This is a genomic window from Mesorhizobium xinjiangense, assembly GCF_009749525.1.
In the GTDB taxonomy this organism is placed as follows: domain Bacteria; phylum Pseudomonadota; class Alphaproteobacteria; order Rhizobiales; family Rhizobiaceae; genus Mangrovimarina; species Mangrovimarina xinjiangensis.
In genome coordinates this window covers 98,852-112,786 of record NZ_WOAC01000022.1, presented here as the reverse complement: position 1 = coordinate 112,786, position 13,935 = coordinate 98,852, and the positions used below count along the sequence as shown (strand labels likewise).

Annotated in this window: 11 protein-coding genes and 1 pseudogene; 3 read left to right on the top strand and 9 right to left on the bottom strand. The window is 63.5% G+C overall.

The features are described from left to right. Positions 1-85: 85 nt before the first annotated feature. The 8 genes from GM909_RS20730 to GM909_RS20695 all read right to left on the bottom strand — a co-directional run bounded on the left by GM909_RS20730 (position 86) and on the right by GM909_RS20695 (position 8,754). Positions 86-1,045: a carbamate kinase gene (locus GM909_RS20730; RefSeq protein ID WP_157019121.1), complete on the bottom strand. Its 960-nt coding sequence runs from the start codon at positions 1,043-1,045 to the stop codon at positions 86-88. Beyond that, on the bottom strand, positions 1,032-2,567 hold the full coding sequence (gene fdrA, locus GM909_RS20725; RefSeq protein WP_157019120.1) for an acyl-CoA synthetase FdrA: 1,536 nt from the start codon (positions 2,565-2,567) through the stop codon (positions 1,032-1,034). Before fdrA ends, GM909_RS20730 begins: the two co-directional genes overlap by 14 nt. After that, positions 2,564-3,814, bottom strand: a complete 1,251-nt coding sequence (locus GM909_RS20720) for a YlbE family protein (RefSeq protein WP_157019119.1) — start codon at positions 3,812-3,814, stop codon at positions 2,564-2,566. Before GM909_RS20720 ends, fdrA begins: the two co-directional genes overlap by 4 nt. 12 nt (positions 3,815-3,826) lie before the next feature. Next, the gene (locus GM909_RS20715) at positions 3,827-4,015 is read right to left on the bottom strand and encodes a hypothetical protein (protein ID WP_157019118.1); all 189 of its coding nucleotides are present in this window, start codon (positions 4,013-4,015) and stop codon (positions 3,827-3,829) included. A gap of 129 nt (positions 4,016-4,144) precedes the next feature. Further along, positions 4,145-5,425: a TRAP transporter large permease gene (locus tag GM909_RS20710; RefSeq protein ID WP_157019117.1), complete on the bottom strand. Its 1,281-nt coding sequence runs from the start codon at positions 5,423-5,425 to the stop codon at positions 4,145-4,147. Positions 5,426-5,444: 19 nt separating this feature from the next. After that, positions 5,445-5,948 (bottom strand): TRAP transporter small permease, encoded by a 504-nt coding sequence (locus GM909_RS20705; protein WP_157019116.1) that lies wholly within the window; start codon positions 5,946-5,948, stop codon positions 5,445-5,447. 90 nt (positions 5,949-6,038) lie between these two features. Further along, the gene (locus tag GM909_RS20700) at positions 6,039-7,025 is read right to left on the bottom strand and encodes a TRAP transporter substrate-binding protein (protein ID WP_235912001.1); all 987 of its coding nucleotides are present in this window, start codon (positions 7,023-7,025) and stop codon (positions 6,039-6,041) included. Between the two features lie 136 nt (positions 7,026-7,161). Further along, positions 7,162-8,754: a gamma-glutamyltransferase family protein gene (locus tag GM909_RS20695; RefSeq protein ID WP_157019114.1), complete on the bottom strand. Its 1,593-nt coding sequence runs from the start codon at positions 8,752-8,754 to the stop codon at positions 7,162-7,164. Positions 8,755-8,846: 92 nt separating this feature from the next. On the opposite strand from GM909_RS20695, the gene GM909_RS20690 reads away from it, so the two are divergent. Next, entirely contained in the window at positions 8,847-9,608 is a 762-nt protein-coding gene (locus tag GM909_RS20690) for a TetR family transcriptional regulator (RefSeq protein WP_157019113.1), read from the top strand. A gap of 21 nt (positions 9,609-9,629) precedes the next feature. Here GM909_RS20690 and GM909_RS20685 read toward each other — a convergent pair. After that, positions 9,630-9,782 (bottom strand): annotated as a pseudogene (locus GM909_RS20685) (DDE-type integrase/transposase/recombinase); the annotation flags it as partial. A gap of 320 nt (positions 9,783-10,102) precedes the next feature. On the opposite strand from GM909_RS20685, the gene GM909_RS20680 reads away from it, so the two are divergent. Together GM909_RS20680 and rbbA are read left to right on the top strand one after the other, a co-directional pair. Continuing rightward, positions 10,103-11,173: an HlyD family secretion protein gene (locus GM909_RS20680; protein WP_157019112.1), complete on the top strand. Its 1,071-nt coding sequence runs from the start codon at positions 10,103-10,105 to the stop codon at positions 11,171-11,173. Next, positions 11,170-13,935 carry a ribosome-associated ATPase/putative transporter RbbA gene (gene rbbA, locus GM909_RS20675; RefSeq protein WP_157019111.1) on the top strand — a complete coding sequence of 922 codons (2,766 nt, stop codon included), beginning with the start codon at positions 11,170-11,172 and terminating at the stop codon, positions 13,933-13,935. Before GM909_RS20680 ends, rbbA begins: the two co-directional genes overlap by 4 nt.

Here is a 13,935-nt window from a genome sequence, read left to right as displayed (position 1 = left end):
CGCGCCGACAAAACCGACACCTCGTTCATTGCCATCATCCATCTCGCAGCCGCCGTCATAAATTCACGATGAATCTCAACAGGCCTTAATGCGTGACATGCGTTCCGGTTTCCCCCAGCAAGGCCGGCACGGCGCATTCGAGATCGCTGATGATCGCGCGCTGCCCGCCGTTTTCCAGGAAGCGGATCGCCGCATCCACCTTGGGGCCCATGCTGCCCGGCGGGAAGTGCCCCTGGTCGCGATAGGCCCTGAGTTCGTCGAGCGTGACGTTTGCGAGCTCCCTCTGGCTCGGCTTGCCGAAATCGACGGCGACGCGGGGCACCGCCGTGAGGATCAGCAGTTCCTTGATGCCAAGGATATTGGCCATGTGGGCCGACGTCAGATCCTTGTCGATGACCGCCGGCAAGCCGTCGCGTACCCCGTTGGCGGACCGGACAACGGGAATGCCGCCGCCGCCGCCTGCAATCACGATAGTACCGCGCTTGATCAGCGCATCGACAAGCGAAATGTCGCAGATATGCTTCGGTTTGGGAGAAGGTACGACGTGGCGCCAGCCGCGGCCGGAATCCTCCTTCATCAGCCAGTCCAGCTCGGCGCTGATCCGCTCGGCCTCTTCCTTGGAGAAAAAGGGCCCGACGAATTTGGTCGGATTGGAGAACGCCGGATCGTCGGGGTCCACTTCGACCTGCGTCATGAGGCTGGCGACATGGCGCGGATTGCCGACCTTGCGCAAGGCGTTCTCCATCGCCTGCATCAGCAGGTAGCTGATGCCACCCTGGCTGTGGGCGACGCAAATATCCATCGACATAGGCGGGATGCGGTCCATCGTCAGCATCTGCCGCATCATGATCTTGCCGACGACGGGGCCGTTGCCATGCGTGATGATGAGTTCGGTGTCCATCTGGGCAATCTGCAGCAGCGCCTTCGCCGTGCGCCTGGCGACAGCCTTCTGCTCCTGCGACGTGCCGGCAATATCCTCCGGATGGGTGGCATTGCCGCCAATGGCGATCACGAGGCGGCGGGGAAGTTCCTCAAGCGTGCGCATCGACTTCGCCTTTCACCGTTGCCAGGACCTTGAGAGCGACTTCACAGGCCTGGGCGTTGGATGGCGCCACCAGCACACCGGCCTCCTCGAGCGTGCGGACCTGACGGGACCGTATCTGCGGGTCGGCCTCCGTACCGGTGACCGAACCGATGATCAGGGGCGCATCCGGCCGGCGTCCCGCGATGACCTCCGCAAGATGGCCGGCGGGGTCGCTGTGCGCGCCATAGCCGATGATCAGGTCCAGGAGGATGACGGCAATGTCGGTGTTTTCGAGTGCCGTCCTGAGCGCGTCGTCGCGTATCGACGGATCGATCATGGGATGCGGGCGCCCACGCGTATATTCGTCGGCCCCGAGGTCAAGGATCCTGTCGCCCTGCCCTGGCTGTGCGTTCTCGAGGACGGCGACGCCGGGCACCGGCGCATTTGATGACACGCGACGCCCGGCATTCTTCAAAAATACCTGAGCCTCAGCGCACAGTGTTCCGCCCGCGAAAAGGCCTTCGATGCGCGCCCCGCGTCCTGCCGGCACGCCATGCCTTGCAGCGATGGCCGACGCATCGAAACCGGAGCCAATGCGAAGCCCGCCCAAAACCGCCTTCGCGGCGTCCTTCAGCGTCGGCGCAAAGGTTGCATTGGCCGGCACCTCGACTTGTTCCAAACCGATGAAGCAGACGGTATAAGGCTTCGAGCTCTTCGCGATGCGGGCAAGCACGGTCCTGGCGACATCGGGATGGGGCGGCTTCGAAATGAGCACGACCCGTTCGGTCGCCTCATCGGCATCCAGCGCATCGATCGCCATCAGAGTCGTAATGCCGCCGACCTCCTTCTTCAGGTCGCGACCGCCCACCCCTATGGCATGCGATACACCCGATCCGGCTTCCGACAGGAGGCATGACACTTCCTGCGTGCCGGTGCCGGACGCGCCGATGATGCCGACCGGGCCACGTTTGATCTTGTTGGCGAAGGCGAGCGGTGCATCGCCGATGATCGCCGTGCCGCAATCCGGGCCCATCAGCAGCAGGCCGCGCTCACGTGCCTCCTGCTTCAAGGACAATTCATCCTCGATCGATACGTTGTCGCTGAACATCATGACATGAAGGCCGTGCCGAAGAGCCTTGCGCGCCTCGGCGGCGGCAAATTCGCCGGGGACCGAGATCAGGGCGAGGTTTGCGTCCGCCGCTGCCGATACTGCCGCGGCAATGCTGCGCGGTGTCCATGCGTCGTGCGCCCCCGACTGCGTCTTCCGGCCATCGAGCGCCAGCAGCGCCTGGCCGAGCGCGGCGCGTGCAGTCGGCTCATCGTCGGCGCGCATGGCGACGACGAGGTCGTTGCCATGCGCTTCAACGTCGCCGCTCTCAAGCAGCCCGGCATCGCGCAGGATCGCCTTGTTTGCCGGCGTGGCCATCATGAGAGCGGCTTCGCGCACGCCGGGCAGCGCCGCGATCTCGCGCGACAGCCGCATCAGGGCGACTGAATCGAGGTAGAAGCCCTTGCGGATCTCGTTGAGAACGAATGCAGTCATGCCACTTCGAGCTCCTCGGCGATGGCCAACACGGCCTTTTCGAAACAGGCTATCGGCGCCTTCACAACGCCGGCACCAACCTGGCCGACGCCCGGTTCGCGATGCGCAATGCCGGTGTTGATGGTGGGCGCAAGCCCGCTCTCGACGACGAGCCGGACGTCGATGCCCGTCGGCACGCCGGCAAAATCGAGCGCGGGAATTGTCCATTCGGGATTCTGTCCGGCGGTGATCTCGCCCATCGACCTGGTGAAACTGGCGGCCGAGGAGGGTGACCCCGCACCGACGAATCCGGCCACGGCGGGAGAAGCAGCCATGGCGAAGCCGCCCAGCCCGATCGTCTCGACGATCGTCGAATCGCCCATGTCGGGATTGGCGTCGGCTTCCGAGAACCCCGGGAAATAGAGCCCTTCGGGCATCTCGACCGGCGCCGTAAACCATCTGTCTTCCGTGCCGCTCGTGCGTATGCCGAATTCGGTCCCGTTGCGGCACATTGCAGTGACGATGGTGGAACCGCGGATACCCCTGACGGGATCCATGATCGCCTTGCCCATCGCCATCGCAACATTGAGGAAGAACTGGTCGTTGCCGGCGATGAAGGCCAGACTGTCGGCCAGCCTGTCGGTGTCGCCACAGGTGCGGGCCAGCGATGGCGCGATCTCGCGCAGGAAGATGCTTGAACAGGCGACGTTGCGCTGATGCAGTTCGTCGCCCATCGACAGGCCGCGCGCCACGATCGACTTGAGCTCGATACCGTCGCGCGCACGGATCGCCTTGGCGAGTTCGGGCCCGAAGACGTCGCGCAGCCAGGCGAGACGGTTGAGGACGCTCTCGTCATTGCCGCCAAAGCGCATGACCTTGCCGAGGCCTTCGTTGACCGTGCAATAGGCCCGGTTACCGAAGCGCCGGTTCTCGACCACGAACACCGGCATGGAGGCGGTAATCATGCCGGTCATAGGGCCCACGGCGTCGAAATGGTGATTGGGATGAAATTCCACGCCGCCTTCGGCCGCGAGCTTGAAGGCGGCGTCGAGATCGGCCGCCCAGCCCTCGAACACGATCGCACCGGCGACTGCGCCCTGCATCGGGCCGCACATCCGCTCCCAGCCGATCGGCGGGCCGGCATGCAGGATCCGGCGTCCCTTCAGGCCGGAGATCACCTCGCCCGCCGGCACAATGTCGCTCAGCACCGGCTCGGCCTCGAGCATGCGCTGGAGCGCTTCCTTGTTCGCTTTTTCTATCAATCGCATCGCGGGACCCACCTAAACACCGAGCTTCGCAAGGAGAGCGGCCATCTTCGGATCGCCGCCGGCAGGCGGCCTCCAATCGACATGCGTCACCTCGATGCCGCAGGCCCTGAGTTCGCCCACAAAGCCCTCCAGACCGACATTGATGACCTTGACCCGATTCGCCAGCAGCGGCTTCAGCTCCCTGTTTTCCTCAGCACACATGACCCGCCTTCCCTTTCTGACTGACAGCTTCCCGGGTAATTTAGTAAGTAAGTTTTTACTTGTCAAACGATCACAGCGAATCCCCGTTGACGCCTGTGTATTCGCCTTCAGTTGGAGTGGCCCGAAGCGCTACATGCCCGCGTAGAGAAGACGCGGAAGCCACATGCTGATTCCGGGAACGTAGGTGACGATCATCAGGGCGATGATGGCGAGTGCCACGAACGGCAGGGCGCCGCGCACGGCCTGCTCGTAGGTCACCTTACCCAGACTGCTGGCAACGAAGAGGTTGAGGCCGAATGGCGGCGTGAACATGCCGATCGCCCCGTTCACTGTCAGCACGACGCCGAGATGAACCGGATCGATCCCGACCAGAACGCCGACCTTGTAGAACAGGGGCGCCAGGATCACCATGATCGAGGCGCCGTCGAGGAACATGCCGGCCAGCAGCACGGCGACATTGATCAGCATGAACAGATGTATCGGGTTTTCGCTGATCGACAGGATGGCGTTGGTCATCGCCACGGCAAGACCGGTGGACGTCAGATACCAGGCAAGCAGGGCGGCCGCGGAAAGGATGATCATCACCTGGGCCGTTGTTGCGGCGGAATCGCGAACTGCAACGAGCAGTTCCACGATGGTCTTTTCCCGGTAGATGAACGCGGACACGAAAAATGCGTAGACGACCGAGACCGCAGCGGCCTCGGTCGGCGTGAAGACGCCGCCGTAGATGCCGCCGAGGATGACGCCGGGCACGCCAAGCCCCCAGGATGCGTCCTTGAAGCCGTCCCGGATCTCGGGCCAGGTCGGCGTCGGGCTGCGCGGCACGTTATGCCGTTTGGCATGGATGGCGGCATACCCCATGAAGACGAGACCGTAGACGAGACCCGCACCGATGCCCGCCATGAACAGGGCCCCGACCGAGGTGCCGGTCACCGCTGCATAGACGATCATCACGATGCTCGGCGGGATGATGATGCCGAGCGAGCCGGACGCCACGATCAGGCCGATCGAGAAGTCGCGGCCGTAGCCGCCGTCCTTAAGTGCCGGATATAGGATGCCGCCCACGGCGACGACCGTGGCAGGGCTCGAGCCGGAAATGGCGCCGAAGAACATCGACGACGTGACGGCGGTGATTCCAAGCCCGCCGGTCATCCGTCCCACGACAAGGTCGGCAAACCGGATCAACCGCTTCGACAGCCCCCCGATGCCCATCAGATTGCCGGTGAGCACGAAGAACGGGATTGCCATCAAGGCGAAGGAGTCGATGCCGGAGAACATCCGCTCGACGACCAACGCCAGCGGCATGCCCTGCAACCACATCGCCGTCGTCACCGCGCCGGCGAGCACGATGAAGATGGGGATGCTGCTGGCCAGGAGGACCGCGAGGAGAGAGAAGAAGAACGGCGTCATCTGTTGTTTCCCCGCGCGATCAGTTGAGTATTGCGGTTTCGCTGCGGCGATATGTGCCCGCGATCTCGAGATAGAGGCGTTGGGCAAAGCGCAGCGCCATCAGGCCCGCCCCGACAGGGATTGCCAGTTGCACGATCCAGAAGGGGATCTGCATGGCCGAGCTGCGCTGACCAAACTGCTTCGTCTGCGCCACCAGCTCTAACCCGTATATCGCCAGCGCAAGGCAGAAGGCGACGCAAGCGACCCCGACGCAGATGTTGAGCAGCCGCTGCGCCGGAGCGGGCAGCATGTGAAGTACCATCTCGACACCGATATGGATGCCCTTGCGCGTTGCCACGCTGCCGCCGATGAAGACCAGCCAGACGATCTCGTAGCGCACGAACTCCTCGGCCCAAACAAGGCCGGTGTTGAAGAAGTACCGCGCTACGACATTGACGAAGAGAATTGCCGATGCCGTAACCAGAAGTGTTACGATAAAGACGTCCTCGGCCCGGGACAGCACCCGGTCAAATCGTTCGAGCATTGCGTGCCTCGCCGATTGGGCTTGCGCCAAAAATCGCGGGCGGCCCCCGAGTTTAGAAGAAACCGCCCCTGTTGAGGGGAGAACGGACCGTCAGGAGTCGGTCAGCTCGTCGATCTTGCGGTATGTCTTGTCGAGCAGCTCGGCGCCGATCGCGTCACGGAACTCGTCGTGGACGGACCGCGTCGCTTTCTCGAAGGCGCCGCGATTGTCGGCCGGCAGTTCACTGAGCGTCGCGCGGCTCTGGCGGATCGTCTCTATATAGCCGGCCTCGCGCTTCGCGGTTTCCTCGCGTTCCAGCGCGGTGACCTCGCGCGCGGCATCGACAAGGATGGTCTGCGTCGCCTCGTCGAGCTTCTCGAACCAGCGCTTGCTGAACACCAGGGCATAGCCGAGATAGGCATGGTTGCTGATCACCACGTCCGACTGCACCTCGTGGAACTTCATCTTGACGATCGACACGAGGGGATTTTCCTGGCAGTCGACCACCCCCTGCTGCAGCGCCGTGTAGGTCTCGGAAAATGCGATCGGCACAGGGGTCGAGCCCATGGCCCGGAACTGGGCGATGATGATCGGGCTCTCCATGACCCTGACCTTGCGGCCATTGAAGTCGGAAGGCACCTTGACCGGATTGTTGCAGGTGAACTGCTTGAACCCACTTTCCCAGAAGGTCACGCCCTTGAGACCGACCGCGTCAAGCGAAGCCAAAAGCTCATCGCCGATCTCGCTGTCGAGGAATGCGTGCGCGATGGCCGGAGAGGGAAAGAGGAAGGGCAGGTCCGGCAATTGCATGGCCGGCTGGAAGTTCGACAATTTGGCTGTCGGAACGATGCCGCCTTCGATTGCGCCGAACTGCATCTGCTGGGTTGCCTGAACGTCGTCGCCAAGCGAGTTGTTGGGAAAGATCTTCACCTCGATCGCCCCGTCCGTGCGCTCCGCGACCAAATCGCGGAACCGCTCGGCCGCCACGTGCTGGGCGCTGTCTTCGGGCAGGTCGTGATGGAATTTTAAGATCGTCTGGGCTGCGGCGCCCTCGTTCGTGAGAAGAATTGCGCTCATACCGAGCACAGCAAGAAGCATGTGTCGCACCAATTTATCTCCCATTGGTTGCCATTCATTGTTTTCTTGTGTAGGCGGCGGGCGGCGACCCGGCACCCTTTTAGTATGTAAACACTTTATTACTTCTGGGGCAAACTGCATCGAAAGACTGCCTCCTCTACCGCACTGCAACAACGCCATCACTGCGCGGGTCGCTGGCGCCCTCCAGCAGCCCGTCGGGATGACGCACGATGGCGCCTGCATGTCCCATCATTTCCTCGAACGGCCCGACAACGACCAGATCGTGACCGCGCTGCTCAAGCCCCGCGACGACTTCCTCGTCGAAACGCGCCTCCAGCTTGAGGTTGGTCGCTTCCTCGCCCCAGGTGCGCCCCAGCAGCCACCGCGGAGCCGTCACCGCCGCCTGCAGTTCCTGCCCGTAAAGGACGTGGCGCGTGAAGATCGCGGCCTGGGACTGCGGCTGGCCCTCGCCGCCCATGGTTCCGTATGCCATCAGCCGGCCGTCGGAGAGTTCGGCCATTGCGGGCTGGATCGTGTGAAACGGCAAGCGCCGCGGCTCGAGCCGGTTGAGATGGTCCGCTTCCATGCTGAAGCTCGTACCGCGGTTCTGCCAGGTCACGCCCGAGGCCGGCAGGACGAGCCCGGAGCCGAACTCCCAGTAGATGCTCTGAATGAAACTGACTACGAGACCCTGCCCGTCGGCGGCGGCGAGCCATACCGTGTCGCCCGGTTCCGAAGGATGCGGCCAGGGCGCGGCCTTCTCCTTCGATATCCGCGCGGCGAGGGCATCGATGGACCGGGCATCGAGAGAGGAGGTGGCCGGACACTTCATGTAGTCGGGGTCCGTCACATTCCGGTCTCTCACCTGGAATGCCGCCTTGGTGCATTCCACCAGGCGGTGCACGTGGGCGACGCCGTCTGCTTCCTCGGCCGCAACCCGATCGTAGAGCGCAAGCAGGAGAAGCGAGGCCAGGCCCTGGGTCGGCGGCGGAAGGTTGTAGACCTTGTGGCGCCCCACATTGACGCCGAGCGGCGCCACGACCGGCGCTTCGTGTTCTTCCAGGTCCGGGAGACGAATCGGGCTGCCCGCCGCCTCCAGATCACGCGCCAGGGATCTGGCCAAGTCGCCACGATAGAAGTCGCCCAGACCGGCCTCGGCCAGACGCTCGAGCGTGGCTGCCACGCGCTCCTGGCGCAGCCGCGACCCGACGGCGGGCGGCGACCCATCCTCCAGATACACGTCCGCAAAGCCCGGCACGTCCCGCAGCTCCGCAATCTTGTTGCGCGCGTTTTCGTGAAGGGTGCGCGGCACCGGCACACCGTCGGCGGCGTGCCGGATGGCGTGTTCAAGGAGACGGCCGAGCGGCAGCCGCCCGCCGTGGCGCTCGCGGCTCAGCGCAAGGGCCGACTGCCAGCCGGCCACCGTTCCGGCCACGGTCAGCGCGGCAAGCGGCCCGCGCGAGGGAATCTGCGAGACCCCCTGCCCGCGATACCAGTCGCGCGAAGCCAGTGCGGCCGACCGGCCGCAGGCCCGGATCGCCGTCGGCACTTCGCCCGACCGCCCGATGAGCCAGAAGCCGTCTCCCCCCAGGCCGTTCATATGCGGATAGACCACCGCGATCGTCGCGGCCGCGGCGATCATCGCCTCGATGGCATTGCCGCCGTCGCGCAAGACCTCCAGTCCCGCCTGGGCGGCAAGATGATGAGGGGCCGTGACCATGCCCGCATAGCCGCGCTTCGTCTGCAACATCGGATTCCTCGCATGTCGTCGGGCAGCCTGTAAGGCCGGCATATGTAATTATCTTTTTACTTATTGCGGTATTGTCAAGCCCTGCGTTCCCGATGCATGACCGGCGGACGAAAAGTCGTTACACTTCAATCGATGGCCGCAGCAGAAGTTTTTGGAGAGCAATGAGTGGTGGGAGGAACGCGGTGACGGATGAATTGGCGGGCGAGGACCGCCCCAAGCGGGAGCGCAACGCAAAGAAATCCCGTCAAGCGATTCTAAATGCGGCAAAATCCGAGTTCTGTCTTTACGGATTCAGCGGCGCCAGAGTCGAACGCATCGCCAGGAAGAGCAAGGCGAACATGCGCATGATCTACCACTATTTCGGCAGCAAGGAGGGGGTCTACCTCGCGGTCCTGGAGACGATTTACGGCGAGATCCGCGAAGGCGAGAACAAGCTCGACCTCACGCATGCCGAGCCATTGGAGGGCATTCGCAAGCTGATCGGCTTTACCTTCGACTTCTTTGCCGCGCGCCGCGACGTGCTCGCGCTCATCAATAGCGAGAACACGATGAAGGGCCGTTTCCTGAAACGCCTGCCGCACGTTCAGGCGATGACCCTGCCGCTGGTCGAGACGATTCGGGGCATTCTGGACCGCGGACAGGGCCAGGGCGTGTTTCGCGGCGATGTCGACCCGGTCCAGCTCTATGTCTCGATCGTGGCGCTGAGCCAGTTGCACTTGCTGAGCCAGTTCACGCTTTCGGTGATCTTCGCACAGGACCTTTCGGACCCGGACTGGCTCGCTCAGCGCCGGGTTCATATCGAACGGATGCTTGTCAGCTATCTCACCGACCGCAACGCCCCGGGGCCCGCGTAACGAGCCGCCCACCGCAGAATTTATCTCGACGCCGGACAGGGTGATTGCTGCGTTCATCTCTGTCTTGAAGCCGAGCATGGAGCGGACCCGACGCTTGACGCGCCGATGATCCTGCTCGATGCGGTCGTTGAGGGATTGGCTCCGGCGGATGCGGATTGCCTTCAACGGCCGACGCGAACCGCCTGACCCGCGTTCGAGCAGATCAGCACGAACAGGGACGCTTCGCCCCATTCGGTTCGGTGCGGCTGCCGAATGGAGCCGCTTGCCAGTCAAGCGGCTCTGCAACTATGCTACCGTTACGAGTAGGTTGGTATTGCCGGAAGACCCGCCTTGGTCAAAGTGCGCTTATCGAGCTTCACGGGCTTCGAACGCTTCGCCGGTACCCGCGAAAGCGGCACGTGCTTTCTAACGCATAGCGTGAATTTTCAGCCTGATCGCCGGTGCTATGGCGCGGCGCCATCCTCCTTCTTGAAGCGAATCCGAGGAACATTGATATGACCGAGTCCAGAAAGCGTGCGCTGATGGCGGTGCTCGTCGCAGTCGTGGCGGTTGCCGGTTACTGGGCCTGGCAGGCGTTCGATGATCGCGGCCTTCCGGACGGATTTGCCAGCGGCAACGGGCGCATCGAGGCAGTCGAGATTGACGTGTCCACCAAGACGGCCGGGCGCATTCGCGAAGTTCTCGTCAATGAGGGGGATTTCGTCGAGGCTGGCCAGGTGCTCGCACGGATGGACACCGAGCAGCTCGAGGCGCAGCATCGTCAGGCCGAGGCACAATTGCAGAGAGCCCGGATCGGCGTCGAAACGGCCGAAAGCCTGGTGGTCCAGAGGCAGGCGGAATACAAGGCGGCCGCGGCCGTGATCGAGCAGCGCGCGGCCGAGCTTGAGGCGGCGCAGAAGCGTTTCGAGCGCTCGGAGCGATTGGTGACGACGAGTGCGGTATCGCAGCAGGTGCTCGACGACGATCGGGCCACAGTGCAGGGCGCCACCGCAGCGCGCAGCGCCGCCGAGGCACAGCTCGCCGCGAGCGACGCCGCCACCCATTCCGCCAAGGCGCAGGTCGTCGATGCCAAGGCGGCTGTCGATGCAGCCCAGGCGCAGCTCGAGAGCATCCAGGCCGATATCAATGACAGCACCTTGCGCTCGCCGCGAGCCGGGCGCGTGCAATACCGCGTCGCGCAGCTGGGCGAGGTGCTGTCGGCCGGCGGTCGGGTCCTCAATCTCGTTGATCTCGGCGACGTCTACATGACCTTCTTCCTGCCAACGGCACAGGCCGGACGAGTTGCCATGGGATCGGAAGTCCGTATCGTCCTCGATGCGGCCCCGCAATATGTCATTCCCGCCACCGCGTCCTTCGTGTCCGATGTCGCGCAGTTCACGCCCAAGACGGTGGAAACGGCGGAAGAGCGCGAGAAGCTGATGTTCCGCATCAAGGCGCAGATTCCCGAGGCGTTGCTGAAGGAGCATATCCAGCAGGTCAAGACGGGGCTGCCCGGCGTTGCCTATGTCAGGCTCGATGCGGACGCGCAGTGGCCTGAAAACCTCAGCGGAACGCTGGTCGAATGAATAGCCGGGACAGCGCGATGACGGACGCACCGCCTGTCGCGCGGCTGGAGTCTGTCGGACTGTCCTTTGGCTCGACACGCGCGCTTGACGCGATCACGCTCGATTTGCCGTCGGGGGCGATGGTCGGGCTGATCGGCCCCGATGGGGTGGGCAAATCCAGCCTTCTGTCGCTCATCGCTGGAGCCCGTGAAATGCAGGAGGGCCGCATCATGGTCCTCGACGGCGACATCGCCGACCCGCGTCATCGCCGCTCGGTCTATCCGCGCATCGCCTATATGCCGCAAGGGCTCGGCAAGAACCTCTATGCCACCTTGTCCGTGTTCGAAAACATCGACTTCTTCGGGCGGCTGTTCGGCCACGGCCGCGAAGAGCGCGAACGGCGCATTGCCGATCTCCTGCAAAGCACCGACCTGTCGGCATTCGCCGACCGTCCGGCGGGCAAGCTTTCAGGCGGCATGAAGCAAAAGCTCGGCCTGTGCTGCGCACTCATCCATGATCCCGATCTCTTGATCCTGGACGAGCCAACGACCGGCGTAGATCCGCTGGCCCGGCGCCAGTTCTGGGAACTCATCGACCGGATCAGGGCCGAGCGGGCCGGCATGAGCGTTGTCGTGGCGACCGCCTATATGGACGAGGCGGCACGTTTCGACTGGCTGGTAGCCATGGATGCCGGGCATGTCCTGGCCACGGGGGCGCCAGCCGAGCTGTTGCGCCAGACCAGCGCGCCGACGCTCGATGCGGCCTTCATCGCTCTTTTGCCCGAGGACGAGCGGCGCGGATACAAGGAGGTGGTCATTCCGCCCCGCAAGCCGAATGACGCCGGCGAGCCGGCCATCGAGGCAGAGCATCTGAGCATGCGTTTCGGCACGTTCACCGCCGTCGACGACGTCAGCTTCGGCATCCAGCGCGGCGAGATCTTCGGCTTCCTCGGCTCCAACGGCTGCGGCAAGACGACGACGATGAAGATGCTGACAGGGCTCCTGGCGGCGAGCGAAGGCACGGCGCGGCTTTTCGGACGGGAAGTCGATCCCAACGATCTCGAAGTCCGCCGTCGTGTCGGCTACATGTCTCAGGCCTTCTCGCTCTATTCGGAATTGACCGTGCGGCAGAATTTCGAGCTGCATGCCAGGCTGTTCAGCGTGCCATCCGATGCAATTCCAGGCCGGGTGGCCGAAATGGCCGAGCGGTTCGGGCTGACAGACAACATGGACGAACTGCCGGACGCGCTGCCTCTGGGCATGCGTCAGCGCTTGTCGCTCGCCGTGGCGCTGATCCATTCGCCCGACATGCTCATTCTCGACGAGCCGACATCCGGCGTCGATCCGGTCGCCCGCGACAGCTTCTGGCAGAATCTGTCCGACTTGTCGCGGCAGGACGGTGTGACCATCTTCGTTTCCACCCATTTCATGAACGAGGCGGAGCGCTGTGACCGCATCTCCCTCATGCATGCCGGCAAGGTGCTGATCAGCGACACGCCGGCGGCAATCACCGCCAGCAAACAGGCGGCGACGCTGGAAGACGCCTTCATTGCCTATCTGGAAGAGGCGATCGGCGAGCCGGAGGCGCCTGCGCAGCCGGACACGCCGCAAGCCGCAAGCGCGGCCGAGCCGCACCAGCAGACTGTGCGCGACCGATCTTTCGACCTTCGGCGCATGTTTGCCTACACACGGCGCGAGTCTTTGGAATTGCAGCGCGATCCGATCCGCGCCACGCTGGCCATCCTCGGCAGCGTCATTTTGATGTTTGTCATCGGTTACGGCATCAACATGGATGTCGAGGACCTGACCTTCGCCGTGCTCGACCACGACGACACGACGATCAGCCGCAATTACGTGCAGCAGATTTCCGGCTCGCGCTATTTCATCGAGCACCCGCCGATCACCGACTATGCCGATCTCGACCGGCGCATGCGCAATGGCGAGCTCAGCCTGGCAATCGAAATCCCGCCCGGCTTTGGACGGCATATCGCGCGCGGCACAGACGTTGAGATCGGCGCCTGGATCGACGGCGCCATGCCGTCGCGGGCAGAAACCGTTCGCGGCTACGTGCAGGGGATGCATACGGCCTGGCTGACGCAGGAGATGCGCCGGCTCTACGGCGATGCCGCTACGGTCGGCGAATTTCAGCTTGCCATCCGCTACCGCTACAATCCCGACATACAAAGCCTGGTGGCCATGGTGCCGGCAGTCATTCCCATCTTGCTGCTGATCATCCCGGCGATCCTGTCGGTTCTCAGCGTGGTACGGGAGAAGGAACTGGGCTCGATCATCAATTTCTATGTGACGCCGGTCACCCGGCTGGAATTTCTCGTCGGCAAGCAGATCCCCTATGTCGTCCTGGCGATGGTCAATTTCTTCATGCTGACCGCTTTCGCGGTGTTCATCTTCCGTGTCCCCTTCACCGGCAGTTTTCTGACCTTCATGGCCGCAGCGTTCCTCTACGCGATCATCACGACCGGAATTGGACTGGTCATATCGACTTTCATCAAGAGCCAGATCGCGGCGATATTCGGCACCGCGCTTTTGACGATGATCCCGGCCGTTCAGTATTCGGGGCTGATCGACCCGGTATCCTCGCTCCAGGGGGCCGGAGCATTCATCGGCACGATATTCCCCACCACCTACTTCGTCACGATCTCGCGCGGCACCTTCTCGAAGGCGCTTGAATTCAGCGATCTTGCCAGCGCTTTCGTGCCGCTGCTGATCGCCATTCCGGTGCTCATGGGGTTGGGCATATTGATGCTCAGGAAGCAGGAGCGCTGA

Bases quoted from the DNA above. Each gene is read 5' to 3' on its own strand.
- GM909_RS20710 (WP_157019117.1), bottom strand. From the start codon at position 5,425: ATGACGCCGTTCTTCTTCTCTCTCCTCGCGGTCCTCCTGGCCAGCAGC.
- GM909_RS20705 (WP_157019116.1), bottom strand. From the start codon at position 5,948: ATGCTCGAACGATTTGACCGGGTGCTGTCCCGGGCCGAGGACGTCTTT.
- GM909_RS20700 (WP_235912001.1), bottom strand. From the start codon at position 7,025: ATGCTTCTTGCTGTGCTCGGTATGAGCGCAATTCTTCTCACGAACGAG.
- GM909_RS20695 (WP_157019114.1), bottom strand. From the start codon at position 8,754: ATGTTGCAGACGAAGCGCGGCTATGCGGGCATGGTCACGGCCCCTCAT.
- rbbA (WP_157019111.1), top strand. From the start codon at position 11,170: ATGAATAGCCGGGACAGCGCGATGACGGACGCACCGCCTGTCGCGCGG.
- fdrA (WP_157019120.1), bottom strand. From the start codon at position 2,567: ATGACTGCATTCGTTCTCAACGAGATCCGCAAGGGCTTCTACCTCGAT.
- GM909_RS20680 (WP_157019112.1), top strand. From the start codon at position 10,103: ATGACCGAGTCCAGAAAGCGTGCGCTGATGGCGGTGCTCGTCGCAGTC.
- GM909_RS20715 (WP_157019118.1), bottom strand. From the start codon at position 4,015: ATGTGTGCTGAGGAAAACAGGGAGCTGAAGCCGCTGCTGGCGAATCGG.
- GM909_RS20730 (WP_157019121.1), bottom strand. From the start codon at position 1,045: ATGCGCACGCTTGAGGAACTTCCCCGCCGCCTCGTGATCGCCATTGGC.
- GM909_RS20690 (WP_157019113.1), top strand. From the start codon at position 8,847: ATGCATGACCGGCGGACGAAAAGTCGTTACACTTCAATCGATGGCCGC.
- GM909_RS20720 (WP_157019119.1), bottom strand. From the start codon at position 3,814: ATGCGATTGATAGAAAAAGCGAACAAGGAAGCGCTCCAGCGCATGCTC.